Origin of the sequence: Rhodococcus sp. 05-2254-5 (genome assembly GCF_002258575.1) — a bacterium.
Lineage (GTDB): Bacteria > Actinomycetota > Actinomycetes > Mycobacteriales > Mycobacteriaceae > Rhodococcoides > Rhodococcoides fascians.
Genome location: NZ_NOZG01000031.1, coordinates 119340 through 139586, shown reverse-complemented (window position 1 = coordinate 139586; position 20247 = coordinate 119340). Strand labels below are relative to the sequence as shown.

Below are 20247 nucleotides of genomic sequence, written 5' to 3'. Positions count from 1 at the left end.
ACCCCCACCAGGGCGGATGCGAGCCCCCGCCCCCTCTACGACCAGCCCACACCACGAACTCGCCGCGATCGGGCGGGAGATCTTCACCGCCGCCCGCAATGCGTCAGGCCACTGAACCGCACCCTCTCAACCAACACCCAAGGAGAACACCATGATTGCCAGCCTCACCGCATCGACGACCACATTCCTCGCGCAGAACATCGGCGACGTCAGCCCCCAAGCACCGGACGGCCCCACCGGGGACAAGATCTTGACCCTGCTGTCCTGGCTGATGTGGGGATGCATCATCGCTGCCGTCGCCGGAATCATGATCTGCGGCGCGATGCTCGCGTACGAGAAAATCTCCGGTGGCGGCCAAGGCGGCAACGCGACCGGCAAACTCGTCGGCGGACTGTTCGGGTCCATCGTCATCGGTGGTGCCGCAGGCCTGGTCAACATGCTCGTCCTATGACCATCGTGAACTGGACTCTGTGGGGTCTGATCATCGCCTCGATTGTCGGAGTCATGGTCGGCGGCGGTGAGCTTGCGTACGACCAATTCAGGGGCCGCTGGTGTCAGGCCAACCAGCGGGCCACCGGACTGCTGTATGCGTCGATATTGCTCGGATTCGTTGCTGGAGTGGCGAATACAGTGGTCACGGCGGCGATGACATGAACATCGACGTGCTCGCGCAACCACCGACCTCACCGGTCGAGTGGCCCGACGAGGTGTGGCAGCCGGTCATGACGGGCCTGTCGTGGCTGCTCTGGTTCGCCATCGTCACCTGCATCGCAGCACTGTTCGTGTGCGGGGCGGTGTTCGTCAACCAACGCAAATCCACCGGAACACAGATGGTCGAGGACGCCACCCTGGCCCGAATCCTCATCTGTGCCGCCATCATCGGATCCGCATCCGGGATCGCCCAAGCCGTACTCGCCTGAGAACACCGAAATTCCCTGCGCCCGAACTGCATCGACCTGAAAGGCCCTCCTCTGATGACCGTCTCCCGCACACTCCGGATCGCCGCGACAGCGGCGACCGTCCTCGCACTCGCTGCGTGCGGATCCGGCAACGACGACACACCCGCCGCTGCCCCGGATCCGGCACCGGATCTGCGTTCCGCTCCGGCCGAGCTGACCTGGCGCGAGGTCGCAGGGGTATCGGTGCCCACCTCACGGGTCGACGGGCCCCTCGCTGGAACATCGGTGAATCGCAGCGGATATGCACAGACCCCACAAGGTGCTGTCCTGGCCGCGATCAACGGGCAGACCGCACTTGCCGTCGCCGACGACCGCGCGTGGCCGGAAGTGGTCAACACCGTGACCGCACCCGGGCCCGGTCGCGACGAGTTCGCGGCCGCACGCGCCGCCGTCACCGTCTCCGGTTCGGTCCCTGCCGACGCTGCACCGAAGTTCGTCGGGTTCGAGGTCACCGACTACTCCAGTGATCCGCTTTCGGCGGGGGTGTCGGTGGCACAAACCATCGGGACCGGAACCGAGTTGTTTTCCTATCCTGTCGCGCTGCAATGGATCAGCGGCGATTGGCGGATCGTGCTACCCACTTCCGAGGAAAACATCGACGCCGTCGAGATCGACAACCTCGAGGGCTACACCACATTGGAGCGCACCCCATGAACCGTCGGCTACGTACCGTCCTGATTACCGTTGCTGCGATCGTCGTCATCGCCATCGTCGGCGCGATCGTGTTCATCATCCCGAACATGAACGACGACACCCCGCTGACCACCGCTGGTCCACCGCCGACGACAGCAGCACCTACCCCCGGTGACTCCGAGCTCGACACCGGCGCGGAAGGCTTCGGTGTTCCCGACGCGGACTTGTCCGGGCGCACGGTGATGGTCCCGAACAACCCTGCGGGTCAACCACTGCCACAGCGAGAACCGACCGGGCCGCGTGTCGAATGCACCAACGACGGCCGACCGGTGACGTCCCCGGAGTCGATGATGATCCAACGCAACTTCGGTGTCTCGACCCTGTACTCCGAGACGGATGGGCCGTCGTACATCGACGGGCTGGTCCTCGCCGGCTACACCCGCACCCCGCAAGGCGCGGCACTGGCCGCCGCAAACTTCCTACCCCGCGGACTCGCGGGCGGACCTGTGGCTGTCGAATCCACGGAGAAGCTCACCCTGATACCCGACGAGAAGATCGGTACCCAGGAGAAGAAAGAAGCAGAACTCGCGAAACCGGTCAACACCGAGACTGTGGCATTGCGGGCACCCATGGCGTTCAAGATTCTCTCCTGCACGGACAGTTTCGCCGTCGTCGAGCTCGCCCAGATCCGCGATGTCGATGACGCCGGTAGACGGATGCAGAACCCGACCTACACAGGACTGCGCCTGAATATGGCGTGGGATGGTGGCACCTGGAAGGTCAGCAAACTCGACGGTGCCACTACTGGCGGCCCGTACAGCTCGCTCGATGGTTTCACCCGGTGGGCACTGTGACCCGCACAGCGGCCTTGGCCGCCCGCGCTGTCGTCATTGCACTGCTCTCACTGATCGCGGTCGTCGGGGCCAGCGGACTCGCACACGCCCAAGATCCGACACCGGCACCCGCACCGAATCTGACCGAGCAGATCAACCCCGACGCCGACGGCAACGACTTCCAGCAACAACGCCGCGAGTGCGTCGCCGAAGGCTCGCCGGTCCTCGGTGACGGTTGGCTCAACGATGCGCTCGAGGGAACCGCGGTCGGTGGCTTCATGGACGAGGCACTGTGCCTGGACAACGCGTTCAGTGATCACCCCGGTGACGCGTTCTCTACCGCTGTCGACTCCGCAGTCTCGACATTCTGGGGTGACCCGGTCGGGGACTTCGCCAAATCGGTGATGGAAGGCAACACCCAAGCATTCCGGTCGGTGATGACGTTCTGGATGTCCTCCGGCATACCGGGCCTCGCGGCGGAGAACGCGATGTCGGGGCTGCGGAATCTGATCTCCGGGTTCACCGTCGTCGCCTTGTTTGCCTCCATCATCATCGCGATGATCAAGCTCGCGATCGCCCGCAAACAAGCGGTGATGGAAGGGGCCACCGAGACCGCGACCATGTTGGTGCGCACCGTCGTCACCGTGTCACTGCTGCCGATTCTGGTGTTGATGTTCCATCAAGGCGGCGACATCGCCTCTGCATACGCGCTGGAGAAGTTCGTCGGCGGAGACCTGAACGAGAAGATCACTGCCATCACCGCGTTCGACGACAAGACCGGCCTCGGCCCGATCCTCGCGCTCGCCTGCGCTGGGTTCGCATTCCTCGGGTCGGTCGCCCAATTGATCGCACTGTTGATCCGTGAGGCGGTGCTGTGCGTCGTCGTGGCCGTGATCCCGCTCGCCGCTGCCGCGTCGGCCACCGGCACCGGGCGCAGCTCCTACAAGTCGATGATTGCCTTCACTCTCGGCGCGTTGCTGTTCAAACCGGTCGCGACGCTGCTGTACCTGTTCGCGTTCTGGGCGTCGTCGGCGTCGAGCTCGGATCAGATCGCCACCGTCATCATCGGCTCCGTCCTCCTGGCGATAATCGGGTTCTCCCTACCCACCTTGATCAAGATCGTCGCTCCCGCAGCGGACACCATCTCCGCCGGTGGCAGGGAGGTCGGTCAGCTCGGCGCAGCAGGCGGGGCGGTGATGGGTGCCGGTGGGATGGCTGCATCGCGTGCCCTCGGCTCGGTCGCGAACTCCGTCGGCGGATCCTCGGGTGGCGGCAAGGGCGGGTCTTCGGGTGCGGCCGGTACCGGCGCACGTTCGTCTCCCGGTTTCCAGGGCCGCTACAACGGTGGATCGAGTCCCTCGCACGCGGGCGCATCGTCCGGGCCGATGGGCGCAGCCCGCAGAGTCGGAACGGCCGCTGCATCGGCCGGCCGCACCGGTACCTCGGCAACCCTGCGCGGCGCAGCAGGGGCACTCAAAGCTGCGGGCACCGTAGGCCGCACCGCAGGCTCGGCCTCGACCACTCTCGGCTCGGCCGCTGAAGGCGCAGTCGGCAACTACCACGGACGGATTCAACGATGAGCGCGCAGCTCGAAGCCCCGTACGAGCCGCCGATCTATTCGGCAGGTAACCGGCCGCAGAGCACGTTCGCGTTTGGCCTGCCGACGAAGGTCATTGCCTACGGTGCAGGGTTTTTCGCGGTCTCGTTCGCAGTCCTGATCTTCGTCCACGTCGTCGTTGGACTGGCTCTGATGGGTGTCGGCGCGCTCATCCTCACCCCTCTGGTCATCGCCCCGAACGGCCGAACCCTTTACGAGACAGGACAACTGAGAATGCAATGGATGCGGCGTAAGCACATCGACAAGTCCACCGAGTACCACGCCGGACCGCACTCGAGGATCCCTGGTGGCCGCTACAAGCTCCCTGGCCTGCTCGCCCGCACCAAGGTCTACATGGGAATCGACCGTCACGGCAACGAGTTCGGGATGATCCACAACCCCGACGATCACCGCTACACCGTCGTATTCGATGCCCTCCCGGGCGGTGACGAAGCGATCGTCCAGCGCGACAAAGACCTCTACACCGCAGACTGGGGCGTCTACCTCGCCGACCTCGGACTACCAGGCGACATCGTCGGTGCCGTGGTGGTGGTGGAGAACATCCCGGCTACCGGGCTGCGGCTGGCACGGCGCGCCGAACACGAACTCGTCCCCACTGCACCGCCGCTGGCTGCGTCGTTCGTCGAGCAGTCCGCCGTCCGGATGCCCTCGGGTCGCCACCGCACCCTGGCACGACTGTCGATCACCTTCCGCGCCACCACCCGCGAACGCCAGAAGGACCCCGAAGAGATGGCCACCGAACTGGCCCGCCGTCTGCCGGATCTGTACGAATCGCTCTCCGGTGCCGGGATCGACGCACAACCGATGACCGCCGCCGAAATCACCGCGGCCGTGCACCGCTCCTACAACCCCTCGACCGAGAACGACTTCGAGGAACTCGAAATCTCCGGCGAAGAGCACGGCGTCGACTGGGACGACGCCGGACCGGGACGTGCGAAGACCGATTGGGGTCACTACCGCCACGACGGCGGAGTCTCGGTCGTCTGGGAAATGGCCGCACCTCCCGAATCGGTGTTCACCGACACCGTCCTCAAACCGCTGCTGCAGCCGCACGACGACATCCCCCGTAAGCGATTGACGCTCGTCTACCGCCCCTACACCGCCGGGGACGCCGCGAAGAAGGTCGACAAGCAACACCGAGACGCCCTGCACGCGATCAACTCTCGCGGCAACAAGATCACCTCCGCCGGGTCGGAGAAGCGCCACGAGATCGCCGAGCAGGCCCGCCGCGAGATGGTCTCCGGAGCCGGATACGAACGCTATTCGGCACTGCTGACGATCACCGTCGGCTCGGTCGAAGAAATTGCGAACGCGGCCGCCGTCACCGAATCCCTCGCCGCCCGCTCCCGCCTGCGACTGCGGCGCGCATTCGCTTTCCAGGACGCCGCGTTCGCCGCCGGCCTCGGCGTCGGTGTCCTCCTGCCCGATCAGATCTCCACTTCGATCCTCGTGCGCCGCAGCTAGAGCGCCGCCGACCGCATCCGGCCCACCCCTGCCCGAGAAAAGAGACACCTACGATGACGACGACCGACCACCGCCCGCGCAGGGACTACGACCCTCGGTACGACGAGGCCAGGTCCGACGAGCCCGACCTGTACGAGACGTCAACGCCGCAGCCGTCGGCGTTCGTGCGGTGGATCATCGGCGACACCGACTACGCCGAGCTCGCCGCCCTCATCGCCACCGGCGACGCCGAAGAACCCTCCGCTCTTTCCCGGCGCGGCCTCGGGCTGACCCGGTGGCGCAACGACCACCCACGGGCCGAGCAAGCCGTCCACGAGGCAGCGGGAGACCCCTGGTGGCGCGCAGCACTGTCGTCGAGCGCACGCGGCCTCAAAGGTGCCGGTGGTGGCCGGATGTCCACCGTCCCGGCCCCGATCGAGTACGAAGCGACCTCGGTGCAGATGTGCGGACTGAACCCGTGGGCGATCGGCGCAGCCGCACCCTCGGCGGGCACCATCGTCGGCCAGCACGCCATCACCGGCAACGCCGTCTCGTGCGATCCATTCGCCTACTTCCGCGACAAGCTCATCGGAAACCCCTCGATGTTCGTCCTCTCCCTGCCGGGCCTGGGGAAGTCGACACTGATCCGCAAGATCCTCCTCGGGGCGTGCGGATGGGGACAGACCCCGATCGTCGCCGGCGACATCAAAGGCGAATACGTCAAACTCACCCACCTGGTCGGCGGGCAGGTCATCACCCTCGGCCACGGCGGTGGACATCTCAACCCCCTCGCCGCCGGAGCCCTCGGCCAGGCCGTCGTCCGCGCGATCGCCGCCCGCGACGAGGCCACCGACCCCGCTCGGATCGCCGAGCTCGACGAGCTGATCGACGTCGCGACCATCACCATCTCCACCCGCCAGATCAACGCCGTCTGCGCCCTGGTCGAGCTGATCCGCTACGACACCCACTCGGTGAAGGCCTTCGAGAATTCCCTGATCGGGATCGCGCTGCGTGAGCTGTACGCCGACGGCGGATTCTCCTACACCCACCCGCCGCTGCTCAAGGACCTCTACGCCCGCATCGACGCCGGATCGGCGGACATGCTTCAAGCGGCCTACAAGACCGATCACGAGGGCTACCGCGAGGCGATCACCGAATTGATGCAGGCTCTCGGCGCGCTGACCTCCGGCCCGCTCGGGGACATCTTCGCCGATCACACCACCGAACCGATCGACCTCGACGCACCGATGATCTGCATCGACGTCTCCTCCCTCGACCGCGGCGACACCACCCTCAAAGCGGCCGTGATGCTCTCCTGCTGGGCCGACGCCTACGGCACCGTGGAAGCGGCGCACCTGCTCGCCGACGCGGGCCTGGACCGCCAACGACTCTTCCTGATGGCCCTGGACGAGCTGTGGCAGGTCATCGGAGCCGGACCGGGCATGGTCGCCCGCGTCAACGAGATCACCCGTCTCAATCGCACCGATGCGACCGGGCTGCTGATGATTACCCACACCGGCCGTGACCTCGAAACCCTGCCCACCGAAGCCGATATCAAGACCGCGAAGGGATTCATCGACCGCGCCGGCATGGTCGTGTGCGGGGGACTGCCCATCGGTGAAGTCGAACGCCTGTCCGGGGAGCTGAAGTTCACCGACGCCGAAGCCGGGATGGTCACCTCCTGGTCGCGCGGGGCAGCGCTACGCGGGTCCGAACGGCGGACCGTCCGCAACCCGATCGGGCGCGGGAAGTTCCTGATCAAGGTCGCCAAGGACAACACCCCCGGCATCCCCATCCAGACGGTGCTCACCGACGTCGAATACGACACCGGGGTCCACGACACCAACGCCCGCTTCGCCGAGTACTTCGCCGGCGGCCAGCACCACGCCGCCGATACCGACGACGCCCACTACGCGCACGACACGGCACTGGTCGGAGCGCAGTGATGACCGCCGAGTACCCCCGCGCCGAATACCCGGCGCAGACCCGCGCGTGGGCGCTCGATCAATACGAGAAGTCGCGACACAACTACTCCTCCCGCGCCGAATGCGTTGCAGCCTTGGCACTCTCGATCGGGGCACACGAGAACACCGTGGCCCGGTGGATCAAGGACAAGTACGGGCCCTCGCGTCGCCCCGCAGCTGACGAGGTGACCGCACGACTACGTGCCGCCGAGGAGGAGATCACCCGACTGCGTTCGGAAAACCGTTCCCTCACCGAGCGTTTGGCCGCCCACGCCCCGCGATCGATCGGCGCGGAGTCGATTTCGGCGGCCGCGTTGTGAAAAAAGGCGGCGCGATCGCTCTGACCGTCGTGCTCGCGCTGGCCCTGTTCGTGGTCCTGTTCGTCACCACCGGGGTCCGAGAAGAAGTACCCACCAACTGCATTCCCGGGAAAGGCATTTCCTCCGCCGCGGGCGGGGTTCCGGCCGGGTCGTTCGCCAAACCGATGAAAACCTCCGAGGCGCAGCTCACGAGCCCGTTCGGGTCGCGGTGGGGGACGATGCACAAGGGCATCGACCTCGCCGGACCCGTCGGTACACCGATCTACGCCTACGCCGACGGCATCGTCACCCAAGCCGGACCCGCCGACGGGTTCGGGATGTGGATCGTCCTCGAGCACAACATCGACGGGCAGACCGTCTCGACGGTGTACGGGCACATGTTCCCCGACGGTGTCCTGGTCACGCCAGGCGAACGTGTCACCGCCGGTCAGCACATCGCCGACGAAGGCAACAACGGCGACACCACCGGCGCGCACCTGCACTTCGAGTACCACACCGGCCCTTGGTCACCCGACAACGCGATCGACCCGCAGCCGTTCTACGAAGCCGCCGCCGAACCCGGCAGCGGACAGACCGGCCAGAGCCCACTACCGTCGCCGTCGCCGTCGCCGTCCGCACCGACTGGCGGCAGTACAGCGGAAATGGCGGCGCTGCCCGCCGACGTCGGCTCCGAAGAGCACTTCCAGGTCGACACCGTCCGCGTCGCCCGCGCCGTGCACGCGAAGTTCCCGCAGATCACCACGATCGGTGGGTGGCGCGCCGACGGTGGGGGATTCGACGACCACCCCTCCGGCCGGGCCGCGGACATCATGATCGACAACTGGTCCTCCGAGGAAGGCAAAGCACTCGGCGACCAGGTCAAGGACTACCTATGGGCGAACCGCGACTACCTCCAGATCGAATACATGATCTGGCGACAGGAATACATCCCCTCCCAAGGTGAACCGAACACCATGGAGGACAGGGGATCTCCCACCCAGAACCACTTCGACCACGTCCACGTCACCACCGTCGGCCACGGCGCACCGGCACCCGGGCAGACCTACGGGCCCGTCCCCGGCGGCGGCGGATCCGCACCGAAAGCCACAGGCAACTGCACCACCGCACCCGGTGCCGGACTCGGTGATCACGCGAACCTCGCCGCCGGCCAGATCCCTCCCGAGTTCGAGCCGTGGCTCGCCCTCTCGGCCGCGCAGTGCCGCGAGCTCTCACCCGCGATCCTCGCCGCTCAGCTCAAACAGGAATCCGGCTTCACACCCGGTCTGACCAGCCCGGCCGGTGCCGAAGGGTATGCGCAGTTCCTCCCCGGCACGTGGGCGTCGTTCGGTTTCCCCGTCGACGACAAGGGCGTGGTCACCGGAGCTGCGGGGGAGGGCGATCCCAACGACATCGGCGACGCCGTCATGGCGCAGGGACGATACAACTGCTCGGTCGCCGACACCCTGCGACCGGGGATCGAATCCGGCTCTATCACCGGTGATCCCGTGGAGCTGATGCTCGCCGGATACAACGCCGGCCCAGGAGCGGTCCAACAGTTCGGTGGCATCCCGCCCTACTCGGAGACCCAGAACTACGTCACCACCATCACCGCCACCGCATCCGACTACGACCTGGCCCGATAGCCGCCACCGACCAATGCTCGACGGAAAGGCCCACTCATGAACACCGCACCGACACGCACCAGCCACCACCTGACGTCCCACGATCGACATCGAGCACTGACAGCCCTTGCTCTGACCTCGGTCATCGTATGGACGGTGTGGGCTGTTCCCGTCGCCCGACTGATCCTGGAGTCGATGATCACCACGATCGAGGACAGCGGCCGCGCCGCAGCGACCAGCGACGTTCTCGCGCATGGTTGGTGGGCCGTCATCGTCGTCACCGCGGCGATGACCATAGGCAGCCTCATCGCTGTCGCCGACGCCTCTGCGCGAGCGCAGAACTGGACTGTCACTGCGCTCCGCAAAGCCATCCACGTGGCGGCGACCGCGCTCGTCATGTGGGCGATATGGACGGTGAGCGTTGTCGCCGCAGCAGGAGTCCCCACCGTCGGCTAGCGCGGCACACAACCACACTTGTTGTCGGTGGCCACCAGGACACTGGCACCATCACAGACCAAGGAGCACAGATATGGCACAGATCCTCCACAACCGCCAGGCGGATGCACCGATCGTCGATTGGCTCGAAGTCATCGCCAAAGCCGCTGCGCTGGGCCAGATCTGCGACACCGACGCTGAATCAGCGAACGACTCCGACTCGCAGGAGACCACGAGATGAGCCGAAGAGCAGGCATCGTGTTCGCGTGTCTCGGCATCGTCGGGGTGGTCGCCATTGCCGCTCTGATCGTGTTCGTGTTCCGCGGTTCGGACACACCGCCACCACCGGGCACGGACGCCGGGATCGCCATCGACCCGTCGGCCACCGACCCGGTCGGCGTCGCGACGTCGGTGATGTCCGGTGTGTTCACCTGGCAACCCGCAGTGCAGGACTCACCGTGGGATGCCCTGCACGCCCAACGCGACAACGTGACCGGATCGATGGCCACCGCCGCCGCCACGCCACCCGATCCAGCCCCGCAGCCGATCCCGGAGTGGTCGGCATGGGCGCGCAGCGGAGACGTCGTCACCGCCGTCGCTCGACCGGACACCAGCATCTACGCCGACGGCACAGCCGCCGAGATGGACGGTGACAACCAGGCCACCGTGGCTGTCGTCATCGACCGCGTCGTCCAACACCGCAGCGGTGAGATCACCCCGTTCACCGGATACACCGGAGCCGTCGACCTCGAACGCACCGACGACGGCTGGAAGGTCGCGAACTACCGCCTCGTCAGCGCAAGCCTCTAGCCCGACCGGCCACCGGCAACACCCTCGCTGTCCACACGCCGCACGCACCGCAGAGAAGGATCTCTTGTCATGGGAAAAGTCGGAATCCTCACCGAAAAGCCCTCCGCAGCTCGCAACTTCGCCACCGCACTGGGCGGTATGAGTGGCACGTTCGCAGGCACGGAGTACGTCATCGTCCACGCTCGCGGCCACCTGCTGGAGTTGAAAGACCCTTCCGCAATGGTGCCCGCGCCTCTCACCGACAAGTACAAGAGCTGGGAGCTCGAATATCTCCCGTGGAACGCCGACGACTTCCGCTGGGAGCGAGAGATCCGGCGCCGGGTGTCCGGCGGCAAGCTGGTCACCGATCCGGACGCGAAAAGCTTGCTGCAGGACCTCAAGACAGTGCTCTCGGAGTGCGAGAGCGTCTGCAATGCAGCCGATCTCGATCCGACCGGTGAAGGCTCACTGCTGGGCTGGGAGATCGTGGAGTACCTGGGCCTCGAGAACAAGAAGCTCGAACGCATGGAGTTCCTGGACGAGACACCGGCATCGCTGCGTAAGGCCTTCACAGCCCGTCGGCCGGTCACGGCGATCGCTGCCGAGGGCGACTACCGCAAAGCCGACTTCCGGTCGAAGTGGGACATGCTCTCGATGCAGTTCACCAGAGTTGCGACCAAGACGACCGGGGCGAGCACGGTACTGCGTAACGGGCGGCTCAAGTCCGCAATGGTCGTGATCGTCGGTGACGGGCTCGACGCGCACCACGCATACCTCAAGAAGGCGTTCTACGAGAACCGTTTTCGGGACGAGAACGGCGTCACGTACACCGACCCCGAGGTCGATCGATTCGAGAACGAGAACGATGTTCCCGGCGGCCTGCAGTCGTCACCGGTCGTCCACGACGGGACCACACGCAAGAAAACGGGACCGCCGCGGTTGATGGACCTGGCCGGACTGTCGTCACTGCTGGCGAAGAAGGGCTTCGGAGCCAAGAACGTTCTCGACACCTATCAGAAGATGTACGAGGCGCAGGTGGTGTCCTACCCGCGCACCGAGGACAAATTCATCTCGATCGAGCAATTCAACGAGCTGCTTCCATCGGTCGACGCGATCGCCGGTGTGGTCGGCGTGGATCCGGCGGCGCTGAGCCATCGCGGCCCACGTACGAGCCACGTCAAGGCCGGTGGCGCGCACGGTGCCAACCGTCCGGGGCCCAACGTGCCGCCGAGCCTCGCGGCAGTGGAGAAGACCTACGGTGAATTGGGCCGGGAGATCTACGAGCTCCTCGCGAAGAACTACCTGACAATGCTCGCCCCCGACTACGAGTACGACCAGCATCGCGGCCACGTCGAGAAGTATCCGAGCTTCGTCGGATCGCTGAATGTGCCCGCAGTGCTCGGATGGAAAGGTGTGTTCGTCGTCGAGGAGGAGGACGGCGAGCGCGACGAGCAACCCACTGGTGTGACGGCGTTGGGTACTGTCGCGGACCCGTTCGTCCACGAGGGCTTCCCGCCGCGGCCGCCGCATCCGACGATGGGCTGGTTGATGAAGCAGCTCGAGAAGCGGAGCGTAGGTACCGGCGCGACCCGGACGAGCACCTATGCCGAGGTCACGAACAACGCGGGCGGCAAGGCCTTGATGGTCGAGAAACGCGGCAAGACCACCCTCAGCGCGATCGGTGAACTCAACCATCGGATCCTGCCGGGTACACACATCGGTGACCTCACGCTCACCGAGCAGGTCTTCGAGCAGATGGCGCAGATCGAGGCCGGAACCGGTGAGGCAGCCGACTATCTCTCCCTCGTAGCGGATCTGGTGCGCCGCGACCTCGCGACGATGAAGGCAAATTCGAGCACGCTGTCCGGCGAACTCACGGCGCGTATGGGCAAAGCCGGAGTGACTCGGGCGGCGGTGGAGATGATCGACCTGCCACCCGAGCTGCACTTCACCCACGCAGGCACGGTCGTGACCCGCGCGAAGCGAGTCTTCGGTGGCCACCGGTTCACCGACACCGAAGTAGCGAAACTGCTGGCCGGGCAGGTCATCGAAATCATCGCAACAAGCGCGAAGTCGGGAAAGACGTTCACCTGCACGGGAAAACTCGAACCAGGCGTCAGGGAGAAAGACGGCAAGCAGTACCCACACGTGAGCTTCAACCCGCAGTTCGAAGAGCGTGCACCTCGAACCGACCTGGTCAGCGGAGTGTGGAAAGGCAAGCCGGTCACGTTCAAAGGCCGGGGATGGGGGGCCAACGAACACTGGCCGGGCAAGGACTTCACCGAGCAGGAACTCGCGTCGCTGCTGGCCGGGGAGACCATCGAATTCGATGCCACAAGTAAGACAGGTAAGACGTACCGAGCCAGGGGCGCACTGGCCGGAGGTACCTACCAGGGCAGCAAGACATTTGGATTCAAGCTGAAGTTCGAGGACCGCAAATCCACCGCAGGCACCAAGAAACGCACCGTGCGTCGGTAAACGGGTGCCGCAGGACAGCAGCGGGGTCGTACGCCTGCACCCATCGGGAAACGAGTTCGAGCGGCGGGTTCAGAAGAAGGTCAGCTGTGCCTCGTCGACGCGGACACGCCCGGGCTTCGTCCGGCGGGGTCGGACCGGGGGAGCGTGCGTAGCCGGCACCGCCGGTGCGGAACCTTCGGCGATGCCGAGGCCGGCAAGTGCGCGGCGCGCCAGTTCCTCTCTCACACGGGAGCGTTCGGCCACGCGCGTACGTCCGATCGGAGTGTCTCGGACGCTCCACTCCAACTCCCACGCCGCCGACCCCGGTGTCGGTGCTGCCACAGCGCGGTCGGTCACCCGATCGAGTAGTTGGTCGATCTTGTCGATCAACACGTGCGCGCACTCGTCGAGCACACGCTCAGGCACCGTGGCCACGGACTCGTTGTCGCTCACGCCCGCCACTGTAGAGCCGGGCACTGACGGACAGTCCGCAGCTGACACTAACGGCGACGGCCCGATCGCCAGAGCATCGCCTGGTTGCCGGAATCCCCAACAAGGATCGAGGGGTCGGTCAGGCGCTGAGCACAGCCGACGCCGAAGACGCGGCCCTGATCACCCCTCGTCCACACCTACACGCTGATGAGTCGATAACGAACGTCAATCTCGCGGGCGCAGACCTGGGTAAAGTTAAGAATCTCGACGCCGCAGACCTGACTGGCGTGTACTACACAATGTCCACCAAATGGCCAGTTGGCTTTGCGCCCCCCGCTTCGGCTGATTGTTATCAACAAACCGAACAATCTACTTGCGATGCATTTCCTGAATAGTGCGGCTGCGAGATTGGGGCGTTCGCACGACGCTCGTGGTGGACGCGTGAGTGTGACGAAGCCTGCGGCAGCACAGCACATGCAGTGGTTCACACTGGCGTAGCATCCAGCGGCTCTACTTTGCCGCTTCCCCGCCACAAAGAAAGAAGTTGAGAGTGCAGCAACCGAACCCGACTCCACCGCCTGACCACTACGAATGGCTGGGCAGGGTGATGGCCGCATGTTCGTTGCTTGAGATCCAGATCGGAATGATCGGGTGGGCCGCAAAGAACGGTAAGCCCTGGACCGAGAACTGGATGGACGTGGCCAAAAGCTCTGGAGCCGCAGTCGAGCTCTGCAAAAGCCAGCTCAGATCGATGGATACATCGCTGGCCGACGACGTCCGAGCACTGCTGGCCGAAGCGCAACCTGTCTTCCACGAGCGCAACAACTTTGCGCACGCCGTCTTCACGCTCGACCCCACGCGGCCCGGTGACGAACAGTGGGTTCTTAAGTCGGCTCGAGTGGCCGAGTTCAAGCCACTGACCGCCAAGGAAGGCAGCGTTCTGGTTGCAACGACCAACCGCCTCAGCAAACGGGCGAAAGCATTGAGCGCTCGCGCTTCGGGCCCGTAATCACGGACATAGCGAACCGATCACCCGGACAAGGTCGTGGATCGCGAGAAAGCCACAAGTGCACAATCAGCTACGCATATCGAGGTGGCTCCGCCAGCTCGTACCAGGCGAGTTCGTGCGATGGTTCGGCAAGGAACCAAGCAAAACTTCCCGTGGCGAGGTCTTTGAGTCGTTTACGCGCCGGGCCCTCGTTGCGTGACACGAATGCGGAGAGAAACTGGCACCGGGCGGGCGGGATCTTTTGATCGGCTGCCCACTGAAGCAACGCAGCTTTCCGTGCGTTGTCGATTTCACCGTCAGTCGCGACCGCTTCGACTACCCAGAACGTTGCCGGTTTGGTTCCGATGTCGACGATGAGGGCGTCCGGGAGCAGCGTAGAGACGCTGATACTGATGCCTGCGGCAGCGAGCAGCTGACCGTCGGCGACGTACAGTTTGTTGCCCGGTTCCGAGATGGACACGACGACTGGGACCACGAGTCGTGCTGGTGCCCATTGTTCGATGACGCCTTTGAGAATCAGTGAGGCGACACCGGGTTCCAAGGCGCGGGTCGACCGGTCGTGCGGCATCGTGACGGTGACGGCGGTTGACGCTGCGGCCATGTTGCCTTGAACGCTGATCCTGACCATTTCGAGCGGTTCTAGGTGCCCGCTGCGCCATTGCTCGATGGCTTCGTCAAGATCGGTTCCGGTCAGATCAGGGTCGAATAGCGCGGCGAACGCCCCGGCGAGCGCCCAGCGTGGCCCTGAGTAGTTCTGTGGTTTACCGGGACGCCAAGTTGCCGCGCCGCGTTCCCGCAGCATTCGTAACGATTCGTCGCGCAGCGGCTCGCGTGAGTTGTTGGCGTACCACGGGTTGTATTCGTGGCCCCATTCCGTGACGAGGCTTCGGACCTTGTTTTGTCCGCGGCGGGCAGCGGCGTACCACTGCTCTCGTTCGTAGAAATCGGTGTGAACGATGCCGGCGTCCGATAGCCAGAGGCACATCGTGGGTGTCATCCACCGGTGTTCATCAGTGGGCTCGTCGTCTTCTGGGACAATCGCTCCGACGTAGAGCATGGCCGTCACGCCGGTAGCTGCGATGGGGCTGGACAAGGCGGTGTCGAATGCCGCGCGCGGGAAGATGGCCAGTAGTCGCTGTTCGACCTCGGTGCGGGTGGGGACAGGCGGCAGATAGGTCATGGCAGGTCCGTTCGGTAGACGAACCGGACAGCTGCTTCCAGAGCGTCACCACTGAGGCCTTCCCATGACGCGAGGATGTCGCGGCCTGGCAGAGGCAAGGATTCAAGCTCGTACGCGCTGACGGCAACCGATCCGGACATGCTGCGCATGACTCGGTCAAGGGTGCGAGTGGCGAGCAGCCGAGTGAGTGTCGTTCGAGTGACGGCTGGGTTCGACGACGTGGGGCGGAGCACGTTCACGTGGTTTTCGGCAACGACCATCCCTCCCCATTGCGTGAGTACTGAGTCAGTGAGTTCAGCGGCGACCAAGCGTCGGGGCTGTTCGGGGGCTGTTGTTCGCTGAACGACCACGGCGGGCTCACGGAGCACCATCACTTGTTGGTCGGATTTAACCCGCAGGCTGAGATACCGCTGGCCATCCCGGGCAGGGTCCTGATGGACCACTCCACCGTCGATGTCGGCAGCCCAGAGGATCGGTACCGCGCCCGCTGCGTGCAAGGCGGAGATGTCGGATGCTCGGCGGTTCCAGACCAGCGGTCCGGTCGTCGCTTTCCACCCCGCTGACGCGAGAGTGAGCGGCATTGCAAGAGCTGCGGCAGCCGCAGGGGCGTCGTCGGCACGGCGAGGGAGGATCCAGGGTCCGGCACGCTTGGGTGTTGCGACTTTGGCAATCGGACTCACAGTGCCGTTGACGGAAGTGATTGTCACAGTTCGGGTTTTCTTCGGCGAGAAGGTCACCAGGCATGTTTCTTGCAGTACGCCGTCGAAGACTCCAGCCCGGTCGTTGACGAAACCTACCGACCGCAGGGGTGCTTCGGTGGCGAGGACACCCCGTTGGGCTTCGAAGTAACGTCCGGCGAGAAATGATGTCGGGACCAAGGCCGCCAACACTCCGTCCGGGGAGAGCGACTCGATCCCGGACGCCATGAACAGACCGTAGAGATTGGCGTGGCCGTACAGGTGTCGTGCGAACCGGGCTCGCTCATCGGGGTTCAGCTTGACGCGTCCGTACGGCGGATTCATCAGCGAAACCAGGCAGCGGGAGTCGTTGGCGGCCAGTCCGTCCCCGACTTCGGTCAGGGCGGGAAGCGGACGACGTCGTGCGCGCGGTGTGACGGCGAGCAGTGGCAGAAGTTCGGCGGCGAGGACGACGTTGGCGAGCCACACGGCATTGGGATCGTTGTCGATGCCCGCAATGGCATTGGGCAGACCCGCCAGCACGAGTTGCGGGTCAGTTCGCGCACTGGCACCGAGATGGTCTCGGAGTACGGGCAACAGGAGTGCACCGGCACCGCACGCCGGGTCGCGTACCAATCCTGGGAGCGGGCGGGGGCGCTTCCAACCGAGCGCACGTTTGGTCATTGCCCATAATTCCGCTGCCAGCGGCTGCGGTGTGTAGTGACGCCCGTGATCCGATCGATCTTTTGTGCCGAGGGACGCGACGTACCGTTCGCCGAGCTGTTCGGCGGTGCCGAGTTGTTCGGGGACGTCGAACGGTGTCGCAACTTCTTTCGGGAGCGCTGTATCGACAGCCTGGGAGACATCGAGCCACTTGCCGCTGAGACCGGCTGCGCTCGCGCGCTGTGCCCACCATTCCGGGACGCCCGCCAGTACTGTGGCCGGCGACATCGCCGGTGCCGCCTTGCCGCGTGCGTTTCTGGAGCCGCGAGCGCCCGGGTCACGAGCCGGGACGAGAAGGCCGGACACCATCACCCTCTCTCCTGCTGGTCTGTGCATTTGATCTTCGCAGAGTGCAACCGCTTGCCTCAGGCGACTCACCGGCAACGGCAGGTCAGATGAATCATAGGTACCCGAAGGTTGCTCGGTACAGTCACCTGGTGAGCGCCACTGGTGCAGCCTTTACCATCATGTTCTTCGACTGCGGAGCGCCGTTCGGCGACGGAGATAACCCCTCCAAGCTCGACACGCCCACATGGGTCGCCGTAGACAAACATGGCCATCCGGTCGCCACCCTGGCCACTCAAGTACATAGGGAACAGACCGTCGCTGGCGTTCCCTTCGACCGCTGCGTCACCACCTTTGCCCTGGCGTCCACACGAACCAAGGCCACAGCGGAAGTCGTCAGGGCAGCACAAAGCTACTGGTTGAAGAGTCATCAGCTGACGCTTTATCGAACAGGAACCGCGAGCGAGAAAGGTGCGGCCTGTCTCAGCGACCTCGGGATCGACATCGCGCCCTTCCGTAAGCAGAAATATGAGCAGTGGCGAGCGCGTGAAGACCAACTCGACGAAATGCAACGTCAGCAACCTGAGAGCCCCCGCGGGTTCAATGGAGACAATCCGTACACCACGCTCACGGACGACCAGGCTGACGAGCTACGCGAGAAGTGGCTGGCAGAGGCCGAAGCACTTCTCAAGGTGAACCCCACTGGGTACCCCTGACAGACGTACCTGCGTTGAGCCTGACATAAGGGCTGCTTTATCGGCCGCGCCCATAACCGCCGGCTCAGCACTCCCCCAGTTCTGCCGTCTCGACGTGCCCCGTGGTTCAGGCGCGTTCGGCCTGAACCGTGCGGGTGGCGCGCAGCCACCGACCCAGATAGGCCGCGGACGCGGCGAGGTCGGGGCGGTCGGTGAGGAAGTCGGTGAACCAGCCCGACAGGCCGTCCCACTGCTGTGCATCGCCGGGTGGGTGCAGCGTCCAGCCGAGCTCGTCCAGTCTCCAGTGCGCTTTGGCGGAGTTGCGCAGCATCGAGGTGGTGACCCAGTTCGAGGCCTCGTCTGCTCCCCCGCGGGCGACAGGGTCGAGGTGATCGATGGTCGGGAACAGCTCCCAGAACGCGAAATGAGTCTCGGTCATCTTCCAATTCGAATGTGCGGGAAATTCGTTCGGCAGCACGACCGACAGCAATCTCAATGCTCCCGGGTGGATCAGTCGGTCGCCGGAGTAGCGGTCGAGGAATCCGTCGCGGTAGAAGGTGCGCAGCATCTCGGGGAGCGTGTATCGGCGTTGCGCTATGGTGCCGACAACGTGTGGGTAGTCGGTGCCGATGATGGCCTTGGCTGCGTTGTCGTCTCCGTTGCTGAGCGCGGCGCAGGCCCGCGCGAGGACGTCTGCTTTCTGCGTCGGCTGGCCCGATCCGGTGGCCACTACGATCTCCCCGGTCATGTGGGCAGACCACGGACGGCCTGCGTGAGCCCGTGGTCGACTTCCCACACGGCGGTGCTCGGCTTGCCGAGGATGTTATCGAGGCGGTCAGCCTGGTCGAGCACGATTGCCATGCCTCGATCTTTCACCGGCGGAACCCCCGCGCGCTGTACATGCACACAGTCGCGCGCGTCGCGGCCCTATCGGCGTCGCCCCCGGGTTATGTCCACACACGTTCCGTCGACGAAACGGAACGACGGGCAACAGCGATAGCGGAGCGTGCGGTTTCGTCAAAGGGATCGTCCGAGAAGAAAGTGGGTTTCTCAGTGCCTGTTCGCTCTTCGGCGGAACGCGCAACGCGAATCAGAGCGGCTGCTCTGGTCGGTGTCTTTCTCGCTGTCGCCGGGATCATCTTGCTCATGTATCCCGTGTCGGTCTCGTCGTATGGGCTCACTGCGGCATGCGGCACCACGATCACCCGGGAGAACAAAGAACCCGAGGCGCTCGTCGACAGATTCGACACCACGCTCGCAGACAGTCTCGACATTCCGACCCCTCTCGACCTCGACGTCGGGCCGTACACGAAATGCACCGACGCATTGACATTTCGTCGCTGGGTCGCATGGCCCGCAGTCGTCGTCGGTATCGCAGTCGCGGTTCTCGCGCTCCGGAAGCTCACATGGACGAACCTCCTTGCGGCGCGACGCAACAGCACCGCCGGCGTCCCCGCAACTGCTCACCTTGCTAAAACGTCGCCAACACCGCCGACACCCACCCCGGCTACTGTGCCCGCGCCGATCCGAACGGGCGCAGCTGGCGATGCTTCCCTACCGTCGGCACCTCCAGGTTGGTACCCGGACCCCCACCAGCAGAACGGTCTTCGATGGTTCGACGGCTCGCAGTGGACTGCCGGAACTGCTCCCGGCGCACCTACGCAGGAAACCCCCGACGAGAACGAAAGCGATGCCCGATGAACGCGGCTCTGCGTACCAAGCTGGTTGCTGGCTTATTGCTGGTCGGGATTGCTGGTGGAACGATCGCGACCGTTGCGGCGACCACTGCACCAGAACAGGAAACAACCAACTACGCAGTGCGTAGTGGCCTGTATCCGAGCTACAACGATGCGCTCGACACATACCTCGGAGACAGTGATCTGGTGGATGCGTACGGCCAGTTCACCGTCCGCGACCATGGGATCAGGCTCTGCCTCGATGCTGAGCGCGGAGCCTCCGACTCACAAATTATCTCGGCGACGTCCCAAAATCTCGGCGGGATGGGGTACGAAACAGCTCGCAGGTTGTATGCCATCGTCCTCGCTTACGGCATCTGCTCGGTGGATTGATCGTTGAACACAGTTCCCGAAGCTGTCGTAAGAGCTATTGGGTGCTGCAAGATACCGTGTCCATGTATTAGGGTTGATGTTGTTCGACCGTCGATGAGGGTCACGGTCGAGCGTCCATCCAGCAA

General features: G+C 64.8%; 22 protein-coding genes. 18 read left to right on the top strand and 4 right to left on the bottom strand.

Going from position 1 to position 20247, the window contains the following annotated elements; genetic code table 11:
• Nucleotides 1-151 precede the first annotated feature (151 nt).
• From CH278_RS24025 to CH278_RS23965, 14 genes are all read left to right on the top strand, one after another.
• On the top strand, nt 152-451 hold the full coding sequence (locus CH278_RS24025) for a hypothetical protein (RefSeq protein ID WP_051364808.1): 300 nt from the start codon (nt 152-154) through the stop codon (nt 449-451).
• Nucleotides 448-654, top strand: coding sequence for a hypothetical protein (locus CH278_RS24020; RefSeq protein WP_027494129.1), 207 nt, complete (start codon nt 448-450; stop codon nt 652-654). Before CH278_RS24025 ends, CH278_RS24020 begins: the two co-directional genes overlap by 4 nt.
• A complete protein-coding gene (locus CH278_RS24015; protein ID WP_027494130.1) occupies nt 651-920 on the top strand; it encodes a hypothetical protein in 270 nt (89 codons plus the stop codon). The genes CH278_RS24020 and CH278_RS24015 overlap by 4 nt, the downstream gene beginning before the upstream one ends.
• Before the next feature lie 54 nt (nt 921-974).
• The gene (locus CH278_RS24010) at nt 975-1613 is read left to right on the top strand and encodes a hypothetical protein (RefSeq protein ID WP_094623022.1); all 639 of its coding nucleotides are present in this window, start codon (nt 975-977) and stop codon (nt 1611-1613) included.
• On the top strand, nt 1610-2446 hold the full coding sequence (locus CH278_RS24005; RefSeq protein WP_094623021.1) for a hypothetical protein: 837 nt from the start codon (nt 1610-1612) through the stop codon (nt 2444-2446). Before CH278_RS24010 ends, CH278_RS24005 begins: the two co-directional genes overlap by 4 nt.
• Nucleotides 2443-4005, top strand: a complete 1563-nt coding sequence (locus CH278_RS24000) for a hypothetical protein (protein WP_094623020.1) — start codon at nt 2443-2445, stop codon at nt 4003-4005. The genes CH278_RS24005 and CH278_RS24000 overlap by 4 nt, the downstream gene beginning before the upstream one ends.
• On the top strand, nt 4002-5507 hold the full coding sequence (locus CH278_RS23995) for an SCO6880 family protein (protein ID WP_094623019.1): 1506 nt from the start codon (nt 4002-4004) through the stop codon (nt 5505-5507). The genes CH278_RS24000 and CH278_RS23995 overlap by 4 nt, the downstream gene beginning before the upstream one ends.
• A gap of 53 nt (nt 5508-5560) precedes the next feature.
• Nucleotides 5561-7432 carry an ATP/GTP-binding protein gene (locus tag CH278_RS23990; RefSeq protein WP_094623018.1) on the top strand — a complete coding sequence of 624 codons (1872 nt, stop codon included), beginning with the start codon at nt 5561-5563 and terminating at the stop codon, nt 7430-7432.
• Nucleotides 7432-7770 (top strand): transposase, encoded by a 339-nt coding sequence (locus CH278_RS23985; protein ID WP_094623017.1) that lies wholly within the window; start codon nt 7432-7434, stop codon nt 7768-7770. Before CH278_RS23990 ends, CH278_RS23985 begins: the two co-directional genes overlap by 1 nt.
• Nucleotides 7767-9392: a peptidoglycan DD-metalloendopeptidase family protein gene (locus tag CH278_RS23980; RefSeq protein ID WP_094623016.1), complete on the top strand. Its 1626-nt coding sequence runs from the start codon at nt 7767-7769 to the stop codon at nt 9390-9392. The genes CH278_RS23985 and CH278_RS23980 overlap by 4 nt, the downstream gene beginning before the upstream one ends.
• Before the next feature lie 36 nt (nt 9393-9428).
• Nucleotides 9429-9827, top strand: coding sequence for a hypothetical protein (locus CH278_RS23975; protein WP_094623015.1), 399 nt, complete (start codon nt 9429-9431; stop codon nt 9825-9827).
• A 73-nt stretch (nt 9828-9900) separates the two neighbouring features.
• Nucleotides 9901-10047, top strand: a complete 147-nt coding sequence (locus CH278_RS27715) for a hypothetical protein (RefSeq protein ID WP_155288950.1) — start codon at nt 9901-9903, stop codon at nt 10045-10047.
• Nucleotides 10044-10616, top strand: coding sequence for a hypothetical protein (locus CH278_RS23970; RefSeq protein WP_256984016.1), 573 nt, complete (start codon nt 10044-10046; stop codon nt 10614-10616). Before CH278_RS27715 ends, CH278_RS23970 begins: the two co-directional genes overlap by 4 nt.
• A 69-nt stretch (nt 10617-10685) precedes the next feature.
• Complete coding sequence (locus tag CH278_RS23965) at nt 10686-13073, top strand: DNA topoisomerase III (protein WP_094623014.1); 2388 nt, start codon at nt 10686-10688, stop codon at nt 13071-13073.
• A gap of 69 nt (nt 13074-13142) precedes the next feature.
• Here CH278_RS23965 and CH278_RS23960 read toward each other — a convergent pair whose 3' ends face one another.
• The gene (locus CH278_RS23960) at nt 13143-13505 is read right to left on the bottom strand and encodes a hypothetical protein (RefSeq protein WP_143536301.1); all 363 of its coding nucleotides are present in this window, start codon (nt 13503-13505) and stop codon (nt 13143-13145) included.
• Between the two features lie 529 nt (nt 13506-14034).
• Here CH278_RS23960 and CH278_RS23955 point away from each other — a divergent pair.
• Nucleotides 14035-14493: a hypothetical protein gene (locus CH278_RS23955; protein WP_143536300.1), complete on the top strand. Its 459-nt coding sequence runs from the start codon at nt 14035-14037 to the stop codon at nt 14491-14493.
• 70 nt (nt 14494-14563) lie between these two features.
• Here CH278_RS23955 and CH278_RS23950 read toward each other — a convergent pair whose 3' ends face one another.
• A complete protein-coding gene (locus CH278_RS23950) occupies nt 14564-15673 on the bottom strand; it encodes a BsuBI/PstI family type II restriction endonuclease (RefSeq protein WP_094623011.1) in 1110 nt (369 codons plus the stop codon).
• Nucleotides 15670-17382, bottom strand: coding sequence for an Eco57I restriction-modification methylase domain-containing protein (locus CH278_RS23945; RefSeq protein ID WP_094623010.1), 1713 nt, complete (start codon nt 17380-17382; stop codon nt 15670-15672). Before CH278_RS23945 ends, CH278_RS23950 begins: the two co-directional genes overlap by 4 nt.
• A 128-nt stretch (nt 17383-17510) precedes the next feature.
• On the opposite strand from CH278_RS23945, the gene CH278_RS23940 reads away from it, so the two are divergent.
• Nucleotides 17511-18074 carry a hypothetical protein gene (locus CH278_RS23940; RefSeq protein WP_094623009.1) on the top strand — a complete coding sequence of 188 codons (564 nt, stop codon included), beginning with the start codon at nt 17511-17513 and terminating at the stop codon, nt 18072-18074.
• Nucleotides 18075-18180: 106 nt separating this feature from the next.
• Here CH278_RS23940 and CH278_RS23935 read toward each other — a convergent pair whose 3' ends face one another.
• Entirely contained in the window at nt 18181-18801 is a 621-nt protein-coding gene (locus CH278_RS23935) for an HNH endonuclease (protein WP_094623008.1), read from the bottom strand.
• A gap of 305 nt (nt 18802-19106) precedes the next feature.
• Here CH278_RS23935 and CH278_RS23930 point away from each other — a divergent pair, with 305 nt between their 5' ends.
• The gene (locus CH278_RS23930) at nt 19107-19754 is read left to right on the top strand and encodes a DUF2510 domain-containing protein (RefSeq protein ID WP_218828620.1); all 648 of its coding nucleotides are present in this window, start codon (nt 19107-19109) and stop codon (nt 19752-19754) included.
• Complete coding sequence (locus tag CH278_RS23925) at nt 19751-20122, top strand: hypothetical protein (RefSeq protein ID WP_094623007.1); 372 nt, start codon at nt 19751-19753, stop codon at nt 20120-20122. Before CH278_RS23930 ends, CH278_RS23925 begins: the two co-directional genes overlap by 4 nt.
• Nucleotides 20123-20247: the final 125 nt, after the last annotated feature.

Coding starts and splice junctions, on each gene's coding strand:
- CH278_RS24025 (WP_051364808.1), top strand. CDS start 152: ATGATTGCCAGCCTCACCGCATCGACGACCACATTCCTCGCGCAGAAC.
- CH278_RS24020 (WP_027494129.1), top strand. CDS start 448: ATGACCATCGTGAACTGGACTCTGTGGGGTCTGATCATCGCCTCGATT.
- CH278_RS24015 (WP_027494130.1), top strand. CDS start 651: ATGAACATCGACGTGCTCGCGCAACCACCGACCTCACCGGTCGAGTGG.
- CH278_RS24010 (WP_094623022.1), top strand. CDS start 975: ATGACCGTCTCCCGCACACTCCGGATCGCCGCGACAGCGGCGACCGTC.
- CH278_RS24005 (WP_094623021.1), top strand. CDS start 1,610: ATGAACCGTCGGCTACGTACCGTCCTGATTACCGTTGCTGCGATCGTC.
- CH278_RS23995 (WP_094623019.1), top strand. CDS start 4,002: ATGAGCGCGCAGCTCGAAGCCCCGTACGAGCCGCCGATCTATTCGGCA.
- CH278_RS23990 (WP_094623018.1), top strand. CDS start 5,561: ATGACGACGACCGACCACCGCCCGCGCAGGGACTACGACCCTCGGTAC.
- CH278_RS23985 (WP_094623017.1), top strand. CDS start 7,432: ATGACCGCCGAGTACCCCCGCGCCGAATACCCGGCGCAGACCCGCGCG.
- CH278_RS23975 (WP_094623015.1), top strand. CDS start 9,429: ATGAACACCGCACCGACACGCACCAGCCACCACCTGACGTCCCACGAT.
- CH278_RS27715 (WP_155288950.1), top strand. CDS start 9,901: ATGGCACAGATCCTCCACAACCGCCAGGCGGATGCACCGATCGTCGAT.
- CH278_RS23970 (WP_256984016.1), top strand. CDS start 10,044: ATGAGCCGAAGAGCAGGCATCGTGTTCGCGTGTCTCGGCATCGTCGGG.
- CH278_RS23965 (WP_094623014.1), top strand. CDS start 10,686: ATGGGAAAAGTCGGAATCCTCACCGAAAAGCCCTCCGCAGCTCGCAAC.
- CH278_RS23950 (WP_094623011.1), bottom strand. CDS start 15,673: ATGACCTATCTGCCGCCTGTCCCCACCCGCACCGAGGTCGAACAGCGA.
- CH278_RS23945 (WP_094623010.1), bottom strand. CDS start 17,382: ATGGTGTCCGGCCTTCTCGTCCCGGCTCGTGACCCGGGCGCTCGCGGC.
- CH278_RS23935 (WP_094623008.1), bottom strand. CDS start 18,801: ATGACCGGGGAGATCGTAGTGGCCACCGGATCGGGCCAGCCGACGCAG.
- CH278_RS23925 (WP_094623007.1), top strand. CDS start 19,751: ATGAACGCGGCTCTGCGTACCAAGCTGGTTGCTGGCTTATTGCTGGTC.